20 protein-coding genes and 1 pseudogene are annotated in these 23,248 nt (G+C 44.9%); 3 read left to right on the top strand and 18 right to left on the bottom strand.

What is annotated here, in order from left to right; translation table 11 throughout:
• Positions 1-52: 52 nt before the first annotated feature.
• The 16 genes and pseudogenes from HMPREF2832_RS06745 to hisS all read right to left on the bottom strand — a co-directional run bounded on the left by HMPREF2832_RS06745 (position 53) and on the right by hisS (position 17,880).
• A complete protein-coding gene (locus HMPREF2832_RS06745; RefSeq protein WP_021154247.1) occupies positions 53-505 on the bottom strand; it encodes a CoA-binding protein in 453 nt (150 codons plus the stop codon).
• A gap of 134 nt (positions 506-639) precedes the next feature.
• The gene (gene polA / locus HMPREF2832_RS06740; RefSeq protein WP_070506125.1) at positions 640-3,285 is read right to left on the bottom strand and encodes a DNA polymerase I; all 2,646 of its coding nucleotides are present in this window, start codon (positions 3,283-3,285) and stop codon (positions 640-642) included.
• Between the two features lie 257 nt (positions 3,286-3,542).
• Entirely contained in the window at positions 3,543-5,006 is a 1,464-nt protein-coding gene (locus HMPREF2832_RS06735; protein ID WP_031576677.1) for an alpha-L-fucosidase, read from the bottom strand.
• Positions 5,007-5,147: 141 nt separating this feature from the next.
• Positions 5,148-5,924, bottom strand: a complete 777-nt coding sequence (gene trpA, locus HMPREF2832_RS06730; protein ID WP_031576680.1) for a tryptophan synthase subunit alpha — start codon at positions 5,922-5,924, stop codon at positions 5,148-5,150.
• 1 nt (position 5,925) lies between these two features.
• Positions 5,926-7,131: a tryptophan synthase subunit beta gene (gene trpB, locus HMPREF2832_RS06725; protein WP_070506123.1), complete on the bottom strand. Its 1,206-nt coding sequence runs from the start codon at positions 7,129-7,131 to the stop codon at positions 5,926-5,928.
• Positions 7,121-7,708, bottom strand: coding sequence for a phosphoribosylanthranilate isomerase (locus tag HMPREF2832_RS06720; RefSeq protein WP_070506122.1), 588 nt, complete (start codon positions 7,706-7,708; stop codon positions 7,121-7,123). The genes trpB and HMPREF2832_RS06720 overlap by 11 nt, the downstream gene beginning before the upstream one ends.
• On the bottom strand, positions 7,695-8,462 hold the full coding sequence (trpC, locus tag HMPREF2832_RS06715) for an indole-3-glycerol phosphate synthase TrpC (RefSeq protein WP_070506120.1): 768 nt from the start codon (positions 8,460-8,462) through the stop codon (positions 7,695-7,697). The genes HMPREF2832_RS06720 and trpC overlap by 14 nt, the downstream gene beginning before the upstream one ends.
• Positions 8,459-9,463 (bottom strand): anthranilate phosphoribosyltransferase, encoded by a 1,005-nt coding sequence (gene trpD, locus HMPREF2832_RS10535; protein WP_070506133.1) that lies wholly within the window; start codon positions 9,461-9,463, stop codon positions 8,459-8,461. Before trpD ends, trpC begins: the two co-directional genes overlap by 4 nt.
• 9 nt (positions 9,464-9,472) lie before the next feature.
• Positions 9,473-10,033 (bottom strand): annotated as a pseudogene (locus HMPREF2832_RS10530) (aminodeoxychorismate/anthranilate synthase component II); the annotation flags it as partial.
• Positions 10,030-11,388: an anthranilate synthase component I gene (trpE, locus tag HMPREF2832_RS06705; protein WP_070506118.1), complete on the bottom strand. Its 1,359-nt coding sequence runs from the start codon at positions 11,386-11,388 to the stop codon at positions 10,030-10,032. The gene trpE and the pseudogene HMPREF2832_RS10530, both read right to left, overlap by 4 nt.
• Before the next feature lie 514 nt (positions 11,389-11,902).
• Positions 11,903-12,265 carry a DUF1304 domain-containing protein gene (locus HMPREF2832_RS06700; RefSeq protein ID WP_070506116.1) on the bottom strand — a complete coding sequence of 121 codons (363 nt, stop codon included), beginning with the start codon at positions 12,263-12,265 and terminating at the stop codon, positions 11,903-11,905.
• Between the two features lie 15 nt (positions 12,266-12,280).
• The gene (locus tag HMPREF2832_RS06695; RefSeq protein WP_049506831.1) at positions 12,281-12,709 is read right to left on the bottom strand and encodes a MarR family winged helix-turn-helix transcriptional regulator; all 429 of its coding nucleotides are present in this window, start codon (positions 12,707-12,709) and stop codon (positions 12,281-12,283) included.
• Positions 12,710-12,977: 268 nt separating this feature from the next.
• Complete coding sequence (locus HMPREF2832_RS06690; protein WP_070506114.1) at positions 12,978-13,607, bottom strand: HAD-IA family hydrolase; 630 nt, start codon at positions 13,605-13,607, stop codon at positions 12,978-12,980.
• Complete coding sequence (locus HMPREF2832_RS06685; protein WP_045760149.1) at positions 13,604-14,881, bottom strand: MATE family efflux transporter; 1,278 nt, start codon at positions 14,879-14,881, stop codon at positions 13,604-13,606. Before HMPREF2832_RS06685 ends, HMPREF2832_RS06690 begins: the two co-directional genes overlap by 4 nt.
• 50 nt (positions 14,882-14,931) lie before the next feature.
• The gene (thrC, locus tag HMPREF2832_RS06680; RefSeq protein ID WP_070506112.1) at positions 14,932-16,416 is read right to left on the bottom strand and encodes a threonine synthase; all 1,485 of its coding nucleotides are present in this window, start codon (positions 16,414-16,416) and stop codon (positions 14,932-14,934) included.
• Between the two features lie 180 nt (positions 16,417-16,596).
• A complete protein-coding gene (hisS, locus tag HMPREF2832_RS06675) occupies positions 16,597-17,880 on the bottom strand; it encodes a histidine--tRNA ligase (protein ID WP_070506109.1) in 1,284 nt (427 codons plus the stop codon).
• A gap of 170 nt (positions 17,881-18,050) precedes the next feature.
• Between hisS and HMPREF2832_RS06670 the strand changes: the two genes are divergently transcribed.
• Positions 18,051-18,392 carry a metal-sulfur cluster assembly factor gene (locus HMPREF2832_RS06670; RefSeq protein WP_003010891.1) on the top strand — a complete coding sequence of 114 codons (342 nt, stop codon included), beginning with the start codon at positions 18,051-18,053 and terminating at the stop codon, positions 18,390-18,392.
• 161 nt (positions 18,393-18,553) lie between these two features.
• On the opposite strand, the gene HMPREF2832_RS06665 is transcribed toward HMPREF2832_RS06670, so the two are convergent.
• Together HMPREF2832_RS06665 and ilvD are read right to left on the bottom strand one after the other, a co-directional pair.
• Positions 18,554-19,828, bottom strand: coding sequence for a uracil-xanthine permease family protein (locus HMPREF2832_RS06665; RefSeq protein WP_049475257.1), 1,275 nt, complete (start codon positions 19,826-19,828; stop codon positions 18,554-18,556).
• 584 nt (positions 19,829-20,412) lie between these two features.
• Positions 20,413-22,116: a dihydroxy-acid dehydratase gene (gene ilvD / locus HMPREF2832_RS06660; RefSeq protein WP_070506106.1), complete on the bottom strand. Its 1,704-nt coding sequence runs from the start codon at positions 22,114-22,116 to the stop codon at positions 20,413-20,415.
• A gap of 214 nt (positions 22,117-22,330) precedes the next feature.
• On the opposite strand from ilvD, the gene rpmF reads away from it, so the two are divergent.
• Both rpmF and rpmG read left to right on the top strand, forming a co-directional pair.
• Complete coding sequence (gene rpmF / locus HMPREF2832_RS06655) at positions 22,331-22,513, top strand: 50S ribosomal protein L32 (RefSeq protein WP_003009516.1); 183 nt, start codon at positions 22,331-22,333, stop codon at positions 22,511-22,513.
• A 15-nt stretch (positions 22,514-22,528) separates the two neighbouring features.
• Positions 22,529-22,678 carry a 50S ribosomal protein L33 gene (gene rpmG, locus HMPREF2832_RS06650; RefSeq protein WP_001265622.1) on the top strand — a complete coding sequence of 50 codons (150 nt, stop codon included), beginning with the start codon at positions 22,529-22,531 and terminating at the stop codon, positions 22,676-22,678.
• The last annotated feature ends 570 nt before the right edge of the window (positions 22,679-23,248 follow it).

Raw genomic sequence — 23,248 nt, 5'->3', positions numbered from 1 at the left:
CAGTTTCCTGCTGGGGTTTTCTTCTATCGTTCTACTGTTAATTTTTTGTCCTTTATAAACCGTATAGGGAGTCCCCGAGGATCAGTCGGGTGTGTTCCCGTTTGATACAGCGGTTCATGACAATATCTTCTCGACCTGCTCCTCGAAGGATTTCTTCTGCTTCTTGATTTTCCAGCTCCAATTGTGCCCAGAAAATTTTCGCATCCGTCTCAATAAAATCACGTGCCACATCTGGTAAAAACTCACTGCGACGGTATACATCGACGATATCTACTGGGAAAGGAATCTCCTGCAAGCTAGCATACACCGTTTCTCCAAGGATTTGCCCTCCAGCTGCGCGGGGGTTGACAGGAATAATCCGATAGCCCCGCTCTTGCATCTCCTTGCTGACACGATGACTGGTTGTGTCTTCACGATCAGATAATCCAACTACAGCGATGATCTTGCTCGTTTCTAGGTAATGTTTGATAATGCCATCACTAGGATTGCGAAATGAATAAGCCATAAGAATCTCCTTTTGTATGCGTTTCCTTTCTTTAAATAGTATAACAATACGGAAGGCATTGCAAGTGTTTGTCATTAAAAGCGGTAGGAAACTGAAAAGTCTCCTACCGCTTTCTGTTTTGAACAAACTCAATTTTATTTGGCTTCATACCATGTCTTGCCTTCGTTTTCATCGGCTTCCAGTGGTACTGCAAGTTCGATAGCGGATTCCATGGTCTCTTTGACGAGTTCTTTGATCGCTGCCAGTTCATCACTTGGCACTTGCAGAACGATTTCATCGTGCACTTGAAGAAGCATCTTGGTCTTGTATGCTCCTCTTTCTAGCGCTTGGTCCAAGTGGATCATGGCAATTTTCAAGATGTCTGCTGCAGATCCTTGGATGGGTGAGTTGATAGCTGTCCGCTCCGCAAAGCCTCGAACATTGAAGTTGCGAGAATTGATATCTGGAATCTCCCGACGACGCTTGAAGAGAGTCTCCACATAGCCTTTATCACGCGCTTCCCGTACCACTCTCTCCATATAGTCCTTGATGCCAGGGTAGCGTTCGAAGTAGGTCTCAATATAAGCCTTGGCTTCTTTTCGACTGATCCCTAGGTTGTTAGACAGTCCAAAGTCGGAAATTCCATAAACCACACCGAAGTTTACTGCTTTTGCATTGCGACGGTCGTTCGGCGTCACATCTTCAGGTTTTGCAATATTGAAAACTCGCATAGCAGTCGATGTATGGATATCTGCCCCATGCTGAAAGGCGTCAATCAAATGCTCATCTCCCGAAATATGGGCCAAGACGCGCAGTTCGATTTGTGAATAGTCCGAACTCAACAAGACACTATTTTCCTCTTCTGGGACAAAGGCTTTACGAATAAGACGACCTTGCTCCAAACGGACAGGAATGTTTTGCAGGTTGGGATCCACGCTGGACAAGCGGCCTGTCTGCGTCAAATCCTGTACATAGCGGGTATGGATCTTCCCATCTTCCAAAATCCAGTCTTGAAGACCAATAACATAGGTCGACTGAATCTTGGCAATTTGGCGGTATTCAAGAATCTTAGACACAATCGGTGCAATTGGAGCCAGGCGTTCCAAGACATCAACGGCTGTTGAATAGCCGGTTTTGGTCTTCTTGGTATATTCAAGAGGGAGTTCCAATTTTTCAAAGAGGATGACCCCCAATTGTTTTGGAGAATTTATGTTAAATTCCTCTCCAGCAAGCTCGTAGATTTCTTGAGTCAAGCGCTCCAAGACCACTTCGTTTTCCACCTGCATATCTTCTAGGGTCTGGCGCTCTACCTTGATCCCCGCGATTTCCATCTTGGCCAAAACAGCTGCTAGTGGTTGCTCCATATCATAGAGCAAATCTAGTTGGTCATGGGCTTGCAACTGCTCCATCATGGGCTCTTCGGTATCCAGTAGAACAGCGACTTTCCGTGCCAAATGCTCTAATAGGACCGTCTTTTCTGGGATAGCTTTTTTGGCTCCCTTGCCATAAACGACTTCGTCCAGCGGCAGCGCAATCTGACTATAGAGACTCGCAATGGTTGAAATCTCATTGTCCTCTACGGTCGACAAGAGATACTTGGCCAATCGACTGTCAAACGCGGGATTTTGAAGGGTAATGCCCAAGTGGCTGAGCAAGACCTTGGCCCGTTTGAAGTCATAGATCTTGAGCGGCGTTTTTTCGAGAAATTCTTTGAAAATCGGTGTTTGTAAAAGATCAGTATCTGTACTCGCGTAGAGTTGACCTTTGGTCCCCCATGCGAAACCAATAATGGGTTCCGTATGGTAATTGTCCCCAAAAATCTCAAAATGGAAGAAACTATCTTCCGTGAGCATATCTGAAGTGACTTGCTCGACTTCTGTATAGTCAATGGCTACAGGAGCTGCTTCTTCTCCACTGAGATCCAAGGCCTGACGGAGTTGCTTGAAGCCCATCTCCTCATAAAACTTGGCTAGATTTTCTAGATGAGGGCCCGAATAAGTGATATCGTCCAGCCCAATTTCAATAGGCGCATTGGTATCGATGGTTGCGAGAGTCTTAGACAGATAGGCCTGCTCCTTGTCGTTGATGAGGTTTTCCTTCATCTTAGAAGCCTTCATCTCGTCGATATGCTTGTAAATACCATCGAGAGACCCGTATTCTAGGAGTAGTTTGATCCCGGTCTTTTCTCCGATCTTAGTCACACCTGGAATATTATCTGACTTATCTCCCATCAAGGCCTTGAGGTCGATAAATTGCTCGGGTGTCAGTCCCATTTTTTCTTTCAGATAGGCTGGAGTGAATTCTTCAAACTCCGCCACCCCTTTTTTGGAGATTTCAACCACCGTATTGTCATCCGTCAGCTGGATCAAATCCTTGTCCCCAGAGACAATGGTCACATCAAATGGCACCGAGCTAGTTTCTGCCATCTTATCTAGCGTTCCAATAATATCATCCGCTTCATACTGGGCCAGCTCATAATGGCGGATTCCCAAATGATCCAGTTGCTCACGAATGAAAGGAAACTGCTCGCGGAACTCATCTGGTGTTTTTGCACGGCCCCCTTTGTAGTCGGCATACATCTCCGTCCGAAAAGTCGTCTTTCCTGCATCAAAAGCAACGAGGACATGGGTTGGTTGGATTCGCTCCAATAGATGGCTCAACATGAGATTAAAGCCATAGACCGCATTGGTATGCAGACCATTGGCATTTTTGAAGCGATCAATTTGATTATAAAGTGCGAAAAAGGCACGAAAAGCGACGGAAGACCCGTCGATGAGTAACAATTTATTCTTTTTTTCCATAGGCCTATTATACCACGAATCACAAGGTCTCTGGTACATAAAAACTCTACCCTTTCGGGTAGAGCCTTCTTTAGAAGTTTTTTATGAAAAATGAAAAGAAGTGTTTATTCGCCGTAACAAGACCCTTGTTGTGGCAATTTCTTAAAGCATTTTGGATAATTGACTGAGATTTTCATTTTCTGTACCTCATTTCTTATTGGATGAGTACAGTATACAAGAGAAACCTAAACCATTCCTTATAGAAAGCTTCAAGAAAACTAAAAACGGAGACGCAAAACACGCGGTTGTTTTTGGCTACAAGCTGGTAATTGAAGGTGGAGCCCTTGGTCATCTTGACTCCAAGAAAGGAGCTGGCTTTCTCCAAGGAGCTCTACCTGCCGAATACGCGCATGAAGGATTCTCGGTTGCTTGAGATCATAGGCGAGAGACGGCAAGGTCAGCTCTTCTATCCGTCCACTTGGTTCCAGCTGGATAGCATAAAGCAGGCCTTCACGCGTAGTATAGCGGAAATCTTGGTTGGTATAGAGTGGCGCTTTCCCATCTGAGAAGGAACCTTCCTGGGCCTCGGTCGGTCCTTCCGATGACACCCGCCACGGCCGACTCTGATAAATGGCTTCTCCATTTACCGCCAGCCACTCCCCGATCTCTGTGAGGATGTCTTGGTCTTGCTCAGGGATCGTGCCATCTGCCTTGGGTCCAATATTGAGCAGAAGATTGCCATTTTTGGCCACAACATCAACTAAATTTTGTAGCAATTCTTTACTGGTCTTGTAGGCTAGATCCTGGGTATAACACCAAGAATTACGAGCGATCGCGGTATCCATTTGCCACGGAAAGGCTTGCGTCTCTCCGTACCCTCCCCGCTCCATCTCGACGATTCCTGAACCGAAAGGGAGGGCATCCTGTTTGTAACAAACAGCCACCGTTCGATCCTCTTGTGCTGCTAGATTGTAATAATAAGCCAAAAAGCGCATCAAGTAGGGACGGAAACTCTCATGCTGGATCCACCAGTCAAAATAAAGGAGCTCTGGCTGGTAGTCCCGCACCAGTTCACAGGTTCGCAACAGCCAATCTTCCAAGAATTCTTTACTTGGATAAGGCTTGGAAGTCAGATCAAAATGATCCTTGGGCTCTGGCTCGGCTGGCCAATAAAGGCTGTCTCTTGGGACTTCTTGCGGAATGTCACTAGTGAATTCCTTGCCATGTGAAAAGAAAAACTGGTGTTCTGCCCGGTGAGAGGACGTACAGAAGTGCAGGCCACGTTTTTCTGCTTCCTCCCTCAGCTCTCCTAAGACATCTCGTCTCGGCCCCATTTCTAAGCTATTATAAGGCGAGAGAGTAGAGGCATACATCTGAAAACCATCGTGGTGCTCCGCAACTGGAAAAAGATACTGGGCTCCCGCTTTTTGAAAGAGATCTAGCCAAGATGCCGGATCAAAGCGATCGGCTGTAAATAGAGGAATGAGATCCTTGTAGCCAAAGCTAGCCTGGTCTCCAAAATGCGCTCGATGATAGTCATAGCAAGGATTCCCTTGGATATACATATTTCGCGAATACCATTCCGAACCGAAAGCAGGTACACTATAGACGCCCCAGTGGATAAATATTCCAAATTTGGCATCCCAATACCAATCTGGACAGACTTGATGGCTAAGAGAGGCCCAGGTTGGTTCAAAAGGACCTAACTGGATGACTTGATCAATCTCTTCAAGGCTTATCATTCTCTTCTCCTCTTTTCTTGTTACTATCTCTATTGTAACGAGAAACCCTCGTTTGTAAAGACAAACGAGGGGAATGTTTAAAATAGTAGACAAAGAGCTTTATCTAGGAGAATCAAGCTGATGATGAATGGAATGAACCTTCTAGCCCTTCACTGCTTGAGAAATAAAACAAGCGATAGCGTCTGTCTCTCCTTGGTGGAGAGCCTTAACGATTTTGGACCCCACAATAACCCCATCTGAGACTTTGTTGAAACGGTGAACATCCTCCATGCTGGAAACTCCAAAACCTGTTAAAACAGGAATGGACGCTATTTCGTGTAATTGGGCCAAGTGGTGGTCCAAATCGTCTCGATAGCTACCAGCTTTCCCCGTCACCCCATTGACAGCAACGGCATAGATAAATCCTTCTGCATCTTGGATCAATTTCTTCTGGCGCTCGATTCCTGTGGTTAAGCTCACTAGCGGCACCAAAGCGATGTCTTTATCCACTAAGAGAGGCTCTACCAGATCCGCATGCTCATGAGGAAGATCCGGAATAATTACCCCCTTGACCGCTGTTCCTTCTACATCTCTAAAAAAGTTTTCGAGCCCATATTGGAACAAGGGATTGAAATAGGTCATGATGACCAAAGGAACACTTGTCTCTAAGTGCTGGATCGTTTGCACCAGACCCTCTGTCGTCGTCCCATGGGCTAAACTTCGTAGTCCCGCCTCTTCAATCACAGGACCATCTGCCACCGGATCCGAAAAAGGAATCCCAACCTCAATAGCTGAGACACCAAGCTCCTCCAAAAATTGGATGGTTTCCTGCAAACCTTCCAAGCCTTTTTCATGATTTCCTGCCATGATATAAGGAACAAAGATCCCTTGCTGCTGGTCTTTCAGCTTTTGTAAATGCTCTGTTAAGGTCTTTCCCATCTTACTCTCCTCTCTCTTGTTCTAGGCGGTCTTTGACTTGTACCACATCTTTGTCCCCACGTCCTGATAAGCAAACGATCATAGATTTTTCAGGCCCCATTTCCTTGGCCAACTTCACCGCATAGGCGATAGCATGGCTCGATTCCAGAGCTGGAATGATTCCTTCTACTTTCGAAAGCAATTGAAAGGCTTCTAGGGCTTCTTGGTCTGTCACAGGCACATAGGTTGCCCGCTTGATTTCATGGAAATAAGAATGCTCTGGCCCAATCCCAGGGTAATCGAGACCTGCCGAAATCGAGAAGGCTTCTAAAATCTGTCCATGGGCATCCTGTAACACATCCATCAATGCGCCGTGAAGGACTCCGGGACGCCCCTTGGTCAAGGTTGCTGCATGCTGGTCTGTATCTACCCCAAGGCCAGCAGCTTCCGCCCCATACATGGCAACAGATGTATCCTCAACAAAAGGATAAAAGAGCCCAATAGCGTTCGATCCGCCTCCTACACAGGCTAGGACGGCATCTGGCAACGCACCATCATTTTGCTCTGCAAATTGGCGTTTGGCTTCTCGGCCAATGACACTTTGAAAATCACGGACAATTTCTGGGAATGGGTGAGGTCCTAGAGCAGAACCCATGATATAGTGGGTATCCTCCACATTTGCTACCCAGGCTCTAAGGGCAGCATTGACCGCATCCTTGAGAACCCGTGACCCATCTGTTACTGATTGAACCTTGGCGCCCAACAACTCCATCCGAAAGACATTGAGGGCTTGGCGTTTGACATCTTCTTCCCCCATGTAGATGGTGCATTCCATACCAAATAAAGCAGCAGCCGTTGCCGTTGCAACACCGTGCTGACCAGCTCCTGTTTCTGCGATGATCTTCTTTTTGCCCATCCGGTGTGCCAATAAAACTTGTCCTAGGGCATTATTAATTTTATGAGCCCCTGTGTGGTTGAGGTCTTCTCTTTTAAGAAAAATCTTGGCTCCACCGACATACTTGGTAAGATTTTTAGCGTAATAGAGCGGTGTTTCCCGACCGACATATTGTTTCAGAAGCTGATCCAATTCTGCTTGAAAAGAAGGATCTGTTTGACTTTCTCTGTAGGCTTCTTCTAATTCTAAAACTGCTGTCATCAAGGTTTCAGGGACAAATCGTCCCCCGAACCGCCCGTAAAATCCGTTTTGATCTGGTTGTTTATATGCCATGCTTGACCCTTTCTATAAATCGTTTTATCTTTTCTTGATCTTTTATTCCATTTGTCTCGACCCCACTGGATACATCCACCGCATAAGGATGAAAGAAGCGAATGGCATCTGCTACATTGTCTTCCGTCAAGCCTCCTGCAATAAAGAAGGGCTTTGTAAAGTTTTGACTTTCGAGCTTTTGCCAGTTAAAAGTCTCTCCACTTCCTGCTACAGGAGCATCAAAGAGCAGATAATCGGCACTGGTCTCAGGAAGAGCTGCATCTTTTCCCACTTGAACAGCGCGAATCGTTTGTTGGGGAAGCTCTTGCAAGATATTATCATCTATCGGTCCATGCACTTGTATCAGGTCCAAGCCCACAACCTGGCAAGCTTGCTCCACTTCTTCTCTTTGTGGTGATACAAAAACACCGACTTTTTGAACCCCCTTTGGAATGCCTGTAGCCAACTGCCGGGCTTGCTCCAGCGTGACTTGCCGTTTGCTTGGTGCAAAAACAAAACCAATGTAGTCCGCACCGGCTTCAACAGCTGTCTGGACGGCTTCTGGATTGGACAATCCGCAAATTTTAACCTTTGTCAATCTGCAACTCCTTTACTTTTTCAGCCACATTGTCTGACTTCATGAGGGCTGTCCCAACGAGAATGCCATTAAAATAAGGAGCCAGCATGCGCGCGTCTGCTGCTGTGAAAATAGCAGACTCCGAGATGTAAACCGGTTCTTGTTCAAAGCTTGTCGCCAATTCAAGGCTAGTATGGAGGTCTGTCTCAAAGGTCACCAAGTTGCGATTATTGACCCCGATGATCTGAGCCCCAATCCGGTGAGCGACCTCTAGTTCTGTCAGATTATGGGTCTCCACCAAGATCTCCAGGCCAAGATGGGTCGCAAAATCGAAGAGTTCTTTCAGACGAGCCTCTGATAAGGCTGCAACTATCAACAAGATCACGGTCGCCCCTGCGTTTCGCGCCCGAATTATTTGCTTTTCATCCACAATGAAATCTTTGTTAAGGGTGGGGATACGCACCTGACTAGATATTTCCCGGAGATACTCGATACTGCCCTTGAAAAACACTTCATCGGTCAAGACAGAAATCATCACGGCCCCATTTTCTTCGTAAGTCTTAGCCTGCGCGACGATATCCACATCGACATGAATATCTCCCAGACTCGGGCTAGCCTTTTTCACTTCCGCAATGACCTGAAGCTTTTCTGGATGACTCTTTAGGTAATCATACAGGCGGTAGGTCTCGCGCAAAGGTTGGAGTTCCTCTTCTTTCATCGCAGCCACTTCACGCGCCTTTTCCTTTAGAATCTTTGGCAAGAATTCTTGACTCATTTTTGATACTCCTGTAATAATCTCAATTTCTCAAGGGCAGCCCCACTAGCAATCACTTCACGTGCCAAGGCAATCCCCTCCTTGATAGAATCTACCTTGCCGTTAGCATAAAAACCAAGGCCAGCATTCAAGACAGTCACCTCTAAGAAGGGACTCGCTTCATTCTTCAAGACACTGAGCAATATTTCCGCATTGCGTTTGGCGTCTCCACCTCGCACTTGATCAATTTCAATGCGCTCCATTCCTATATCTTCTGGTTGAAAACTGGATAAGGTAACCTGTCCATCTTCCAGAATAGCGAGCTGGGTTTCTCCATCAAGGCCTGCCTCGTCTAAACCTTGTGGACCACTCACCACCACTGCACGTTTCCGACCCAAATTCTTTAGAATCTCCGCCGTACTTTCCAGCATATCTGGACGACTGGTTCCCAATAGCTGGCTTTCTAGAGGAATCGGATTGATAAGAGGACCAGTTAAGTTCATCACTGTCGGCACTCCTAGTGCCAAGCGAGCGGGCATAATATAGCGCATGCCAGGATGCAGGTTTTTAGCAAATAGAAAGACAATTCCCGCCTTCTCAAACACTCGTCCCAAGTCTTCTGGACCCAAATCAAGGTTAATCCCTAGAGCTTCTAGCACATCCGCAGAACCGGATTTAGAAGAGATTGAACGATTTCCGTGTTTTGCCATCTTGATGCCACCACCAGCAAGGACGAAGGCAGCTGTTGTTGAAATATTGAAACTATACGAACGATCGCCCCCAGTTCCACAATTGTCCATTGCTCCTTGAACTTCTGTAGGAATAGCGACTGCATAGGCCTGCATCACTTTTGCAATAGCCGTCCGCTCTTCAACCGTTTCTCCCTTCATTTTGAGACCTAGAAGAAGGGCCGTCACCTGCGCTTCTGAAGCACGACCAGCAACGACTTCCTCCATGGCAGCTTCTAACTCTGCACTGGTTAGATCCATTCCTTCCGCTACTTTTGCAAGCACTTGTTTCATCTTCCGCTCCTTGACTAGTTTGACAAAATTTTCGATGGTCTTGAGCCCATCTGGCGTCCCGATACTTTCTGGATGGTATTGAAAACCATAAATTGGTAAGCTACGGTGTTGAATTCCCATAATCGCTTGATCATCCGTCGTCCGAGAGGTAATGACAAAATCCTCTGGCATGTCTTCAATCGTCAGCGAATGGTAGCGCATGACTGGAACTTCTTTTGCGACACCCGCGTATAGAGGAGAGGGAGCTTCTAGCTGGATCTGGCTTTGCTTGCCATGCATGACCTGTGGCGCCAATCCCAAGCGCCCTCCAAAAACTTCCGCAATCGCTTGATGCCCCAAGCAAATCCCCAAGATTGGTTTGACCCCTGCAAAATCTCGGATCATCTCCTCCATCTTGCCCGCATCCTTTGGCCAACCTGGACCTGGAGAAAAGACCAAGGCATCTGCTTCTTGGGCAACTTGGTACAAATCCGGATCATCATTTCGAAGCACCTGGACCTCATCAAATTTTCCGATATACTGTGCTAAATTGTAGGTAAATGAATCGTAATTATCGACTAATAAAATCATCCTTCTTCTCCAATCTTTGTCATTGATTTTGCCTTATTGACGGTTTCTTGGTATTCATTTTCAGCGATCGAATCATAAACGATTCCTGCTCCAGCCTGCACATAAGCCTTCTTATTTTTGAGGATCATGGTTCGAATCGCAATAGCAAAATCGAGATCCCCCGTCACAGAGAGATAGCCAATAGCCCCCGCATAGACGCCTCGTTTTTCTTTTTCTGCTTCATAGATTCGCTTCATGGCTCGAATCTTGGGAGCACCCGAAACGGTCCCAGCTGGAAGAGTCGCCTTCAGAGCCTCAATGGAGGCTAGTCCAGGAAGTAATTGCCCCTTGACCACACTCGTCAGGTGCATGACATAACGGAAAAATTCCACTTCCATATATTTGGTCACTTCAACCGACCCATTTTGAGCGATACGTCCAATATCGTTTCGCCCTAGATCCACCAACATCCGGTGTTCTGCGACTTCTTTTGGATCCCCTGCCAAATCAGCTGCCAATTGCCGATCAGACTCCTCATCGATCCCTCTTGGTCGCGTGCCAGCAATGGGATTGGTTGTCACCACTCGATCCTTGACCGACACCAGACTTTCTGGACTGGCCCCGATAATTTGATACTCCCCAAAATCATAAAAGTAGAGATAATTCGAAGGATTGGTCACGCGCAAATTGCGGTAATAATCTAGTGGTTTGCCTGAAAAATCAGCTGAAAAACGTTGACTGAGCACGCATTGGAACATATCTCCTTTTCGAATATAGTCCTGCGCTAGGGCCACCATTTCCTCAAACTCTTTTTGCTCCAAATGATTGTGGAAATGAAGCGCATGCAGGTCCTTGTCCTGAAACTCTTCTTTTGCAGGTCTTGCCAACTGTGCTAATACTTGCTCCAAGCTCGACGCTTGCTCTGCTTCACTCCGTCCACTATAGAGGTTCTCTTCCACCACATAGACCTTTTCCTTTTTGTGATCAAAAATCACATAGCTCTCATATAAGAAAAAGTGAAGATCTGGTGTGCCGATCGTATCTTCAGGAATGAAACCAATGTTCTCATAGAGGCCAATCAAGTCATAGCCGACAAATCCAATCGCACCACCGTTAAAGGGAAGCTCTTCAGAAGTTTTCGTTTTGACCGTGATGCGATTCAAAAAGTCCAAAGGATCCTCTTCGACAATCTGATCATTGTAATAGAGGATGCCATGTTCAAACTTGACTTCACTGACTGGCCGATAGGCTACAATTGAAAAACGCGCATTCTCTTTTTCGCGAGGGATCGACTCCAAGATCATTTTATGGGGCGCATCCAAACGCATATAAGCCAAAATTGGACTCAACACATCAGCAGATAAAACTTTTTTCATATCAGAAACCTCTCTTCTAGAACTCTTTTATTCTAAGGAATTCAGCCGCACCCTACTTCGCTTGCTAAGGCTATTAAGGTTATCCCATCGCTCTATTCTCGCTTTGGGATCAATGTGCCTAAGCTCGCTTCGCTTGCTAAGGCACATAGAAAAGCCCTCACACAAAAAATGTGTGAGGGCGTAGTGTCCGCGGTGCCACCTCTTTTATAGGGAAAAATAGCTGGTCTTTCCCTACATCTCTATCTCCTCTATCAAGGAGTTGCACGGTAAGGGGTGCCAACCGAATTCACATGGGTTAGAATTCATTAATCATAACAGTCCAATTTTCATCAGTCGCTATTGCTTGTTCACAATTCCCACAAGCTCCCTGGAAATAGCTGACTCATTACTTTTCTGTTGCTACCATTATAACCCTTTTTATTAGAAAGTCAATAAAATTTTTAGTCTTTTTTTATACTTTTTTCTACACTTATTTAATAAAATCAGCTCAAAGAGCCCTAGCGGCCCGTCCTTTTTATCCCAACAATAGGATACTCAATAAAGCTAAAATTGCAGGAGCACCTTGGGTCAAGATAATCTTTTTATTGGCTGTCATCGCACCGTAGGCCGCAGCTCCAATAATAAAAAGCACAAAAATCGTAACAACTTCACTATTTTTAGAGACAAACAATCCATACAAGAGGAACACACCAATCAAGGCATTGTATATCCCTTGATTCTTAAATAAAGAGGTCACAGATGGGCGAGCGAGTTCTTCTTTATCCATGTTGAAAACCCGACTTGTGGTATCAGATGTGGTTCTGATGCTCTCCAAATAAAAAATATATAAATGCTCCAGTGCAGCAAGACTTGCTAAAATAATCGTCAGTAATGACATCGTAGATTCTCCTTTTTATTCAACTGTTATTTGTTCAATGCCAGATACTAATTTGTCCAGCAGGTAAGAAAATTGCTCTTGTTCTTGAGCAGTTAAAATCCGACTCATCTGTTCTTTCACCGCCACATGATGGCGAGGGGGATGTTTGACCAAACGATTATAGGCCGTATCCGTCAAATGAATTAAGATTTCCCGCTGATTCTTTGGATTTCGACTCCGATGGACAAATCCTTCCTTTTCCAATATTTTGAAATGCCGGGTTAAAGCCGCTGGATCAATCTGCAAGCGCTCCTGAACCGCGATCTGATTGCAAGGTGCTTGTTCTAATAAATCCTGCAAAATTTGATAACGTGTTAAGCTAATCCCTAGGCGCTTTTCAAAGAGTTGCGTAGTTGTTTGATCTGCCAAGCGTAGTTGGTAGAGCAAATCATTTATTTCTGCCATATTCCTTCTCCAATTTCTTTTTGATAAATCAATAATTGACTTGTCAATTATAAACCATTTCTCATCTCCTGGCAAGAAAAAGAGCTTACACTATTCTTGCGCACAAAAAAAGCCGCCTGATTGGGCGACTCTTAGGGAGATTATTATGAAAAAGAAAAGTTTTAGGATTTTTCTAAACAAAGTTAGGAGGTCTTTGTTTATGCTTCTATTATAGCGGACATTTCTTAAAGAAAGCTTACGACTTTATTTCAAAATGAAAACAAATTCTTTACAGATTCTTTTCAGCGTTTAAAATAGCTGGAATATCTAATAAACTTTCCATCTGATGATTGCCTTGATAGTCAGACGTCAAGAAATTGATACTCTGAATCTGGCTATTTCTTGCAAAGTCAATATCCAGACTCCGATCCCCAATATAGTAGGTATTTTCTGGCTCCAAGCCGTACTTCTCCATCAGATACATGGCAGCTTCTGGGTCAGGCTTGCGGGCAAAACCACTTTGACTGGTCAAAATCTCTGTAAAAAAAGATTCCAAACCCAAATCCCGTAGGATGACAAAGGCATTCTCTCCCTTATGGGTATAGACAAACTGCTCAATTCCAGCTTCTTGTCCCCAGGATAGGACATCACGCGCCCCATCCATCAGAAGGACCTGGGCATTTTTCTCCGCTAGACTTTCTGCTCGGCGATGATTCAAGTCGGTCACATCCAGATGATACTCCTCCGCCACGGCTACTAAAAGATCTTGAACCGAATGCTTCAAGATGTAGTCTTTAATGCTGGCTCGGTCAAACGGAAGCTGATAAGTTGCATAGGTCTCCTCAAGACCTGCTAAAATAGCATCATAGGAATCCAGCAAGGTCCCATCCAAATCCCAAATAAAAGCTCGTTTTGTCATGTTCTCTCTCCTACTTTTCGTCTATAAAGTTGACTCAAAAACAGCCAACGGAAACCATTGTCCAGCAGCGTCCCCGTCCAGACCCCTGGAAGGCCAAAGCCAAGGGTTACTCCAAGCAGATAACCGGCTCCAATTCGAATGACCCACATGCCAATGGTCGTTGCATAAAATGGAAGTTTCCCATTTCCCAAGCCTTGCCAAACAGCAGTATAGATGACTGTTCCTGCTGTAAAGGGTGTTCCTAACAAAGAAAAGAGGACAACCGAAAGGCTAGCTTCTACCGCTTTCGCATCTTGTGTGTAGAGATGGGTCAGAAGGGTGCCCCCGAAAAAGATACCCAGAGCAATGGGCAACATCAATACAAAGGACAGCCAGTAAGACTGCTTTCGAAGGCGGTCAATCTGCTCAAAATCCCCTTCACCGAGGCTTCGTGCCACTAACATGACTGTCGCTGTGGCCACTCCAAACACCGGCATGTAGTTAAACTGGGTCAAGGTTTCTCCGATGGCATTTCCGGCGACTGCCTCAGTCCCAAAAGCAACCACGATCGCAATGATCACCACATCTCCAGCTCGCATCATCAGCCGCTCTCCAGCAGCTGGAAGCGCTAAATTCAAGAGCTTACGATCCAATCCCCAACGTAGGGGGGCAAAGGGCAACTGGACCTTTTGCCACAAGAGGATAACGCCAACCAGACGGGCTAGCACAGTCCCCAAAGCTGCTCCGACAATGCCCCAACCAAAAAGGAAAATAGCCACAGAGGAGAATAGAGCATTTAAAACATTGGTCAACAAGCTGACATACATGGGAATACGTGGATTGTTGGCTACCCGAACCAGCGAGCCCAGGGTCGTCATCAAGCCTAAGAGAACAATGGTCCCGCCGACCAAGGAAAGGTAAATCCCCCCACTTTCGGCGACTGCAGCTTCCGTTCCCAACAGCGAAATCATCTGGCGTCCAAATATCAGCGAAGCCCCTCCTAAGAGAGCACTCAACAACAAGGTCACCTTTAGGGACTCTGTCGCATGGTAGGCAATGTTGTCTTGATTTTTTTCACCCAAACTTTTGGACATGACACTGGCAACTGCCGCACCCAGTGCCAAAAAGATGGCCTGATAGATGGTGATGATGTTTCCTGCGACAGAAACACCTGAAATGGCAACCAAGCCCAGGTGAGCCACTAAATAAGAGTCCACCATGCCCATCAGCATTTGTAAGAAATTTTCACCCATGGCAGGAAGGGCAATGTTTAAGATTTTTTTGTATGAATTCATGAGTATATAAAAGAGCCAAACGGCTCTTTTGATCTTTCTAATAGGGAGAATTACAGTCCCAAGTAGTCTTCTACGGCTGCTTGCATGTCTTTAGCAGCTACGCTTGTACGATGGCGAACCGGCGCAGTTTCAAGACCGTCTACAGCCGGTGGCACAGGAACACCTGAGAGGGTGTGCAATCTGGCCAAGGCTTCGAAATCGCCTAGACCTGTCTCGCCCGTCACCGCTTCTACTGCCACAACTGGGAATTTATAAGGACTGGCTGTAGAGGCAATGACTGTTTTAGCAGCATCCCCTGTTTGGCTAAGGTATTTTTGATAAACGGCTGATGCTACAGCTGTATGAGGGTCTTCGATGTAATCAGACGCTTCATAGACCCGCTTGATCTCTGCAGCAGTTTCTGCTTCATCTGCGTATGCAGCCGCAAACAAATCTAAGATGTCTTCATCAAAGTTGGACAATTGGTATTGACCTGTTGCAACGAGGCTTTCCATCAACTCTTTGGTCTTTGTAGCATCATTGCCTACCAAGTGGAAGATCAAGCGTTCCAAGTTTGAAGAGACCAAGATATCCATCGATGGACTGGTGGTCACCTTGAACTCACGTTTCTTATCATAGACATGTGTTTTGAAGAAGTCTGTCAAGACATTGTTTTCATTTGACGCACAGATCAATTTTCCAACTGGAAGACCGATTTGTTTGGCATAGAAAGCTGCCAAGATATTTCCAAAGTTCCCTGTTGGAACAGTGAAGTTGACTTTTTCTCCAGCTGTGATTTGACCTGTCTTCACCAATTGCGCGTAGGCATATACGTAATAAACAATTTGAGGTACCAAACGGCCGATATTCATAGAGTTAGCTGATGAAAATTGTAACTTGTTGGCTGCCAATTTTTCACGTAGTTCAACATCGTTGAACATATGTTTGACATTCGTTTGGGCATCGTCAAAGTTTCCATCGATAGCGATCACATGAGTATTGTCCCCAGTCTGAGTGGTCATTTGCAACTCTTGTACCTTGCTGACACCGTCTTTTGGATAAAAGACGATAATTTCAGTACCTGGAACATCCGCAAATCCTGCCATGGCAGCTTTCCCAGTATCTCCAGAAGTCGCCGTCAAGATGACAATTTTATTTTCCAAACCGTGCTTTTTAGCTGCTGTCGTCATAAAGTAAGGCAAGATCGACAAAGCCATATCTTTAAAGGCTATGGTTGAACCGTGGAAAAGTTCCACGTTGTATTGACCATCAAGTTTGACAAGCGGAGCAATGGCTGGAGTATCAAACTTGCTGTCATAGGCATGAGAAATACAGTAGTCCAACTCTTCTGCTGTGAAGTCATCCAAGAAGGCTGACAAGACAAGCTTGGCCACTTCTTGGTAAGAAGCGTCTTTGAGGGTGTTAAAATCTAGCTCCACTTGAGGATAAGAGACCGGAGTAAACAAGCCGCCATCTGTTGCCAAACCTTGAAGGATGGCTTGACTAGCTGTTACAGTATTTTTTTCGTCTCGTGTTGATTGGTAAACTAATGTCATGACTGTTTCATTCCTTTACTAGTAGTCTTCTCATTATATCATAAATGTCAGAAAATTTAACGGCTTTTCGCCAAATCTTGGCAAAGGTCGGCAAACAGAATCAAGATAAAAGAGAGCAGGAGCAACCATTTTGCCCCTACTCCCAGATAAATCTTGTTTACCCTTGTCTTTCCCGTTCGATCAAGCCAATCCCAACTCTGCTAAAACAGATGGGAAGTCTTTCTTCAAGCTTTCAAGAGCTACCGTTACTTCTTGACGAGTTTGGTTGTTTTTCACAGTGACTTGACCGCTTTCAACCTCACTGCTTCCTAAGGTAATCAAGGTTTTGGCCGCAAAGACATCTGCTGACTTAAATTGTGCCTTGAGCTTACGTCCAAGATAGTCACGTTCTGCCTTGAAACCTTGGATTCGAAGGGCTTGAACCAAGCTAAGCGCTGCTTCATTGGCCTCATCTCCTAGAACGGCAATATAAGCATCTAATCCTGTTTCGATCGGTAATGCAATGCCTTTCTTTTCAAGAACGAGAAGAATCCGTTCCAGACCAATCCCAAATCCAAAACCAGCTGTCGCAGGGCCACCGAAGTATTCCACCAAACCATCATAGCGACCACCTGCACAGACTGTCAATTCATTGCCTTCAATTTCTGTAATGAACTCAAAAATCGTGTGGTTGTAGTAATCCAAGCCACGCACCATATTGGTATCGATGACATAGGCTACCCCCAAGTCTTCTAACATCCGACGAACCGCATCAAAATGCGCTTGGCTTTCTTCATCAAGATAGTCTAGGATGGAAGGAGCCTGTTCAACCGCCGCCTTGTCTTCTTTTTCTTTTGAATCCAAGACACGAAGCGGATTTTCTTCTAAGCGACGTTGGCTGTCCTTAGACAATTGATCCTTCATTGGCAAGAGGTAATCAATCAAGGCTTGACGATAAGCCTGACGACTAGCAGGGCTTCCCAAGGTGTTCAAGTGCAAGGTTACATTGTCAATTCCTAGTTCTTTCAGGAATTGCGCTGCCATGGCAATGGTTTCGACATCCGTTGCAGGATTGCTCGATCCAAAGCATTCTACCCCAATTTGGTGGAATTGACGCAAACGACCTGCTTGAGGACGTTCATAGCGGAACATTGGGCCTATGTAATAGAACTTACTTGGTTTTTGTACCTCAGGCGCAAAGAGTTTATTTTCTACATACGAGCGGACAACAGGAGCTGTTCCTTCTGGACGAAGCGTGATATGACGGTCTCCCTTGTCATAGAAGTCATACATTTCTTTGGTAACGATATCCGTCGTATCCCCTACTGAACGGCTGATGACTTCATAATGTTCGAAGATCGGTGTGCGGATTTCATCATAATTGTATCGCGCAAAGACCTTGCGTGCAAAGCCTTCTACATATTGCCATTTCGCTGAATCCCCAGGAAGGATATCCTGGGTCCCTTTTGGTTTTTGTAATTTCATAGCCTTCATCCTTTGTCTTACTTTTGCCTCTATTTTACCATAAATTCGAAGAGAAATGGAAGCTGGACCGAATTTCCTTCGTTCGACACGTTCAAAACCTCTTTCTCTTCTTGCCTTATCAGCCGAATTATGAGAAAATGGAAGCCATACTACACTGAAAGGATCTTGCGATGAGAGAGGATATCAAAATCAATGACCGCGCCCTGGCACTAGAGAAGCCGTTAATCGAAAAATTGGAGCTTGTATTTGATACCGATGTTGAGTTAGATGTCTATAACCTAGGACTGATCTACGAGATCCATCTAGATGAAGCCGGCACTTGCAAGGTGGTTATGACCTTTACCGATACGGCTTGTAGCTGTGCTGAGAGCCTTCCGATCGAAATCGTCGCTCGCCTAAAAGAAATCGAGGGGATCGAAGATGTCAAGGTTGAAGTAACTTGGTCACCCGCTTGGAAAATTACACGAATCAGCCGATACGGGCGCATCGCCCTTGGTCTTCCACCACGATAATAAGCATTACCTTTTAAAAAATGCATTCAACTAACGAAGGAAGGCCTCTTTGGAAATCCGATCCACAATAAAAACGAGGAACACCAGCTCTGACATCAGAGTCTGTTCCTCGTTTTTTATAATGTTTAAATCCATTCAAACTTTTTCATTACCAGAATGGACTAAGCCTCATCAGCTTTTGGTTCTGGAAGGATTTGATACAACACAATCCCAAGAATGGTTGACGTTGCGACACCAGTGATTTGAAGACCACCAAGGTCAATCATCAAACCGCCGATCCCTGATACCAAGATCACACTTGCAATCAAGAGATTCTTTTTATTATCAAAATCAATCTTATGTTCAACTAAAATTTTCAAACCACTAGCAGCGATAACCCCAAAGAGGGCAATAGACAAACCTCCCAATACAGGAGTTGGAATAGAGTGCAAGAGTGCTGATAGCTTCCCAATAAAGCTCATGACAACCGCAATCACTGCCGCGCCTGAAATAACGTAAACTGAGTAGACCTTACTAAGGGCCATCACCCCAATGTTTTCCCCATAAGAAGTTACTGGAGGAGCTCCAAAGAATCCAGCAATAATCTGTGCCAAGCCATCACCAGTAAGCGTATGATCAAGCCCTGGATCCTTGAAGTAATCACGCTCAGTCAAACTGTTTAAAACCATGAGGTGGCCAAAATGTTCCGTCATGGTCACAAAGGCAATCGGAGCCATGGTCAAAATCGCACTTGGATAGAGCTTAAAGCTATAATCCACAAATGGAATGTCAAAGTTTGGGACTTGAATCCAATGCGCCGCACTTACCTCTGAGAAATTGACAAAACTATGTCCTGTCAGCAAACCAAGAGCCAATGAGAAAATATAGCCCACAATTAATCCAAGTAAAATTGGGACGACACCGACAATCTTCTTGCCATACATGTTAAAGAGGATAACCGCAAAGAGGGTCACCATCGAAATCAATAGAGCATAGCCGCTGTAGCTATTATTTAAGGTTGTCGCATCAGTGACGGCATTCTTCGCAAGACTCAAACCAATTACCATGATAATGGGACCAACCACGATTGGTGGAAGGACCTTATTAATCCAATCTTTACCCGCATGCTTAACAATCAGAGCTACAAACAAGTAGACCAAACCGCCCGCCATGGCACCTTGGGCAACTGCTGCGATTCCATCAGTCTTCATCAACATCTGCATAGCAGCAATATAAGCAAAACTAGACCCCATGTAAGCAGGAATCTTATACTTGGTCACTGTCAAGTGAGCCAAGGTCCCCAAACCAGATGAGAACAAAGCAATGGCAGGATCAATCCCAACCAAAATCGGCACCAGCACTGTCGCCCCAAACATGGCAAACAAATGCTGGAAAGATAAACCAACCAGCAAGCCTGGTTTTGGCATATCATTCACATCATATTTAACGTCATTCACGATCGTAAAAACCTCCTAAAATTAAGATGCGACAAGCTATGGCTAAACAAAAACGTCTACCTTCGATGACCAAATCGTAAGGGAGTACTTCATGCTCCATCATCGACGATTTCTTTTTTATCAAACCACTTTTCAATATACAAAAAAATCCCCCACAACAAGGAGATACACAAAATATAGGCTGGTCTTCCCAGGCCTTTCATTTCCATAGCTCCTTGCCTGCCTCTCTGGACAGTATTAAAGGATTGATTCGATTAGTCACAATTATAGCAAATTATAGACGGATTTACAAGAAAAATGACAGATGATACACTCAAATCCCCAAAAAAGTAATATTCATACGATTCAGCGACAGGGTTGAAAATAGCTACTTTGAGCCAAAAAAGAGGCTGGACAAAAGTCCTGGCCTCTCAATTGTTTTTGGACTGTCGAGCAAGACGCAGTGGTTGAGTGGGCTCTACTACGCTGATTTCATCAGCTTTTACAGCCTTACTCAACTGTGCGGAGGTGGGACGACGAAATCGAATTCTAACGAATTGCCGATTTCTGTCCCACTCTCTCTTTGGACAAAGTCGTCCTTGCAATTACTGTTTACCAGACTGTTCCATATTCCAGAAGTCGGTTACAGCACCACGTGATGCTGAAGAAACGATATGAGCGTATTTACCCAAAACCCCACGGCTATACAGTGGTGGCAAGGTTGTTTCAGCCTTGCGTTTCGCTAACTCTTTGTCTGAAACGTGCATGGTGATTTCTTTGGTATCTTGATCAACTGTTACCATGTCCCCTGTGTGGAGGTAGGCGATTGGGCCACCAACCTGAGCTTCAGGCGCGATGTGTCCAACAACGAGACCATAAGTACCACCAGAGAATCGTCCATCTGTCAAGAGGGCCACCTTGTCTCCTTGGCCTTTCCCAACGATCATAGATGACAAGGACAGCATTTCCGGCATACCAGGACCACCCTTAGGACCAACGAAACGGACAACAACAACATCGCCATCCACAATTTCATCTGAAAGAACGGCTTCAATGGCAGCTTCTTCAGAGTCAAAGACCTTAGCAGGACCCGTGATGTTACGGACCTTCACCCCTGATACTTTGGCAACTGCTCCTTCTGGAGCCAAGTTCCCTTTCAAGATGATCAATGGACCATCCGCACGTTTTGGATTTTCAAGCGGCATGATGACTTTTTGACCTGGTGTCAAATCAGCAAAGGCTTCCAAGTTCTCAGCTACTGTCTTACCAGTACATGTGATGCGATCCCCGTGAAGGAAACCATTCTTAAGAAGATATTTCATGACGGCAGGCACACCACCGACATTGTAAAGGTCTTGGAAGACATATTTCCCTGAAGGTTTCAAGTCCGCCAAATGAGGCACGCGCTCTTGGAAATCGTTGAAGTCTTCCAGCGTCAAGTCCACGTTAGCTGCATGAGCGATCGCAAGCAAATGAAGAGTGGCATTGGTGGAACCACCAAGCGCCATGGTCACTGTAATCGCATCTTCAAAGGCTTCACGAGTCAAGATATCAGACGGCTTCAGTCCCATTTCCAGCATCTTGACAACCGCACGACCCGCTTCTTCGATATCGGCCTTCTTATCCGCTGATTCAGCAGGGTGAGAAGATGAACCTGGTAAGCTCATCCCAAGGACCTCGATCGCTGTCGCCATGGTATTGGCCGTATACATACCCCCACAGCCACCAGGGCCAGGGCAGGCGTTACATTCCAATTGCTTCACTTCTTCAGCAGTCATATCTCCGTGGTTCCATTTTCCGATCCCTTCGAAAACAGAAACCAAGTCAATATCTTTCCCATCGAGATTCCCTGGAGCAATAGTCCCACCATAAGCAAAGATCGCAGGGATATCCATATTGGCAATGGCGATCATAGAACCAGGCATGTTCTTATCACAGCCACCGATGGCTACAAAGGCATCCACATTGTGACCGCCCATAGCAGCTTCGATAGAGTCTGCAATGATATCACGAGACGTCAAGGAGAAGCGCATCCCTGGTGTCCCCATAGCGATCCCGTCCGCAACCGTAATGGTGCCAAATTGGACCGGCCAAGCACCTGCATCTTTCACACCTTCTTTGGCCAATTTTCCAAAATCATGCAGGTGGATGTTACAAGGGGTATTTTCCGCCCATGTCGAAATCACTCCGACAATTGGCTTTTCAAAACTTTCATCGGTCATTCCCGTCGCGCGAAGCATGGCACGGTTGGGAGATTTTACCATGCTATCATAGACACTACTACGATGGCGTTTGTCTAATTCTGTCATGTCATTCCTCTCGTTCCATTTTTTACCATTATAGCATAAAAGAGGCCACAAAGATAGGCATGGACTTTGGAGAAACAGACAACAGAAAAGTTTCTTTCAAAAATTTCAATTTTTTTGTCAAGTAACTTTACTTTACAAAAAAGTTTTGTTATACTGTTACAGTTGATGAAAATCAAACCTAATCGAATTTATATCTTAAAAGGAGAAAAACGAAATGGCAGTACCTGCACGTCGCACATCAAAAGCGAAGAAAAACAAACGTCGTACGCACTACAAAGTAACAGCTCCATCTGTAAACTTTGACGAAGCAACTGGAGATTACTCACGTTCACACCGTGTATCACTTAAAGGATACTACAAAGGACGTAAGATCGCTAAAGCTGCATCAGCTGAATAATAGAAGGGAGATACCATGCGCGTAAATATTACACTTGAACACAAAGAATCTGGTGAACGCTTGTACCTTACTTCTAAAAACAAACGTAACACTCCAGACCGTCTTCAATTGAAGAAGTACTCACCAAAACTTCGCAAACACGTTGTGTTTACAGAGGTGAAATAGGGGTTCACTACACGTCAATAGATGTTAGAAACCTTGATTTTAAGCGATTCTTGAAATTCTAAATTTCACTACATTGCAATATAAATCAACCGAATCACTACCTTTTTCACTACCTTTTTTGAAATAAGAATAATGATTCGGATATATAAAAGAAGAGGAACTTTATTGTGAAGCTCCTCTTTTTGTTATGTGTTCTTTTTCTCACAGATCGTATGACCTGGTTTGGAAAGTATGAATTTCAGTTGGACTAAAAACAGCGTAATATCAAGACTTTTCTCCGCTTTTATAAAAGCTTTTTTCCAATCAAATTCAACTAATTTTATCCGAATGGTGTGGATTTTACCCCCAAAATTACAGAGAATGGAGCTGATAAACACTAAACGTTCACACCATTAGTTAAATGATTTTTTGTTCATCATTTTTCTTAGATGATAGAACTTCTAATTTATTTCTTATTCAAGCAAAAACAACCTGCTATAAGTAAGAAAGAGGAAGATACAAGAAAAACACGGCGTAAAAACCGATTCAGTTCATTGTCCTCAATCCTTGTCTGCTTCATTTTCTTTTACG

Origin of the sequence: Streptococcus sp. HMSC073D05 (assembly GCF_001812015.1) — a bacterium.
Classification (GTDB): Bacteria; Bacillota; Bacilli; order Lactobacillales; family Streptococcaceae; genus Streptococcus; species Streptococcus parasanguinis_D.
The sequence above is the reverse complement of the archived record's forward strand: the minus strand, read 5'-3'. Positions and strand labels throughout refer to the sequence as shown.

Bases quoted from the DNA above. Each gene is read 5' to 3' on its own strand.
- hisS (WP_070506109.1), bottom strand. From the start codon at position 17,880: ATGAAATTACAAAAACCAAAAGGGACCCAGGATATCCTTCCTGGGGAT.
- HMPREF2832_RS06735 (WP_031576677.1), bottom strand. From the start codon at position 5,006: ATGATAAGCCTTGAAGAGATTGATCAAGTCATCCAGTTAGGTCCTTTT.
- trpE (WP_070506118.1), bottom strand. From the start codon at position 11,388: ATGAAAAAAGTTTTATCTGCTGATGTGTTGAGTCCAATTTTGGCTTAT.
- HMPREF2832_RS06700 (WP_070506116.1), bottom strand. From the start codon at position 12,265: ATGTCATTACTGACGATTATTTTAGCAAGTCTTGCTGCACTGGAGCAT.
- HMPREF2832_RS06695 (WP_049506831.1), bottom strand. From the start codon at position 12,709: ATGGCAGAAATAAATGATTTGCTCTACCAACTACGCTTGGCAGATCAA.
- thrC (WP_070506112.1), bottom strand. From the start codon at position 16,416: ATGACATTAGTTTACCAATCAACACGAGACGAAAAAAATACTGTAACA.
- HMPREF2832_RS06745 (WP_021154247.1), bottom strand. From the start codon at position 505: ATGGCTTATTCATTTCGCAATCCTAGTGATGGCATTATCAAACATTAC.
- HMPREF2832_RS06690 (WP_070506114.1), bottom strand. From the start codon at position 13,607: ATGACAAAACGAGCTTTTATTTGGGATTTGGATGGGACCTTGCTGGAT.
- ilvD (WP_070506106.1), bottom strand. From the start codon at position 22,116: ATGACAGAATTAGACAAACGCCATCGTAGTAGTGTCTATGATAGCATG.
- HMPREF2832_RS06685 (WP_045760149.1), bottom strand. From the start codon at position 14,881: ATGAATTCATACAAAAAAATCTTAAACATTGCCCTTCCTGCCATGGGT.
- polA (WP_070506125.1), bottom strand. From the start codon at position 3,285: ATGGAAAAAAAGAATAAATTGTTACTCATCGACGGGTCTTCCGTCGCT.
- trpB (WP_070506123.1), bottom strand. From the start codon at position 7,131: ATGGCATATAAACAACCAGATCAAAACGGATTTTACGGGCGGTTCGGG.
- trpA (WP_031576680.1), bottom strand. From the start codon at position 5,924: ATGGGAAAGACCTTAACAGAGCATTTACAAAAGCTGAAAGACCAGCAG.
- rpmG (WP_001265622.1), top strand. From the start codon at position 22,529: ATGCGCGTAAATATTACACTTGAACACAAAGAATCTGGTGAACGCTTG.
- trpC (WP_070506120.1), bottom strand. From the start codon at position 8,462: ATGAGTCAAGAATTCTTGCCAAAGATTCTAAAGGAAAAGGCGCGTGAA.
- trpD (WP_070506133.1), bottom strand. From the start codon at position 9,463: ATGAAACAAGTGCTTGCAAAAGTAGCGGAAGGAATGGATCTAACCAGT.
- rpmF (WP_003009516.1), top strand. From the start codon at position 22,331: ATGGCAGTACCTGCACGTCGCACATCAAAAGCGAAGAAAAACAAACGT.
- HMPREF2832_RS06670 (WP_003010891.1), top strand. From the start codon at position 18,051: ATGAGAGAGGATATCAAAATCAATGACCGCGCCCTGGCACTAGAGAAG.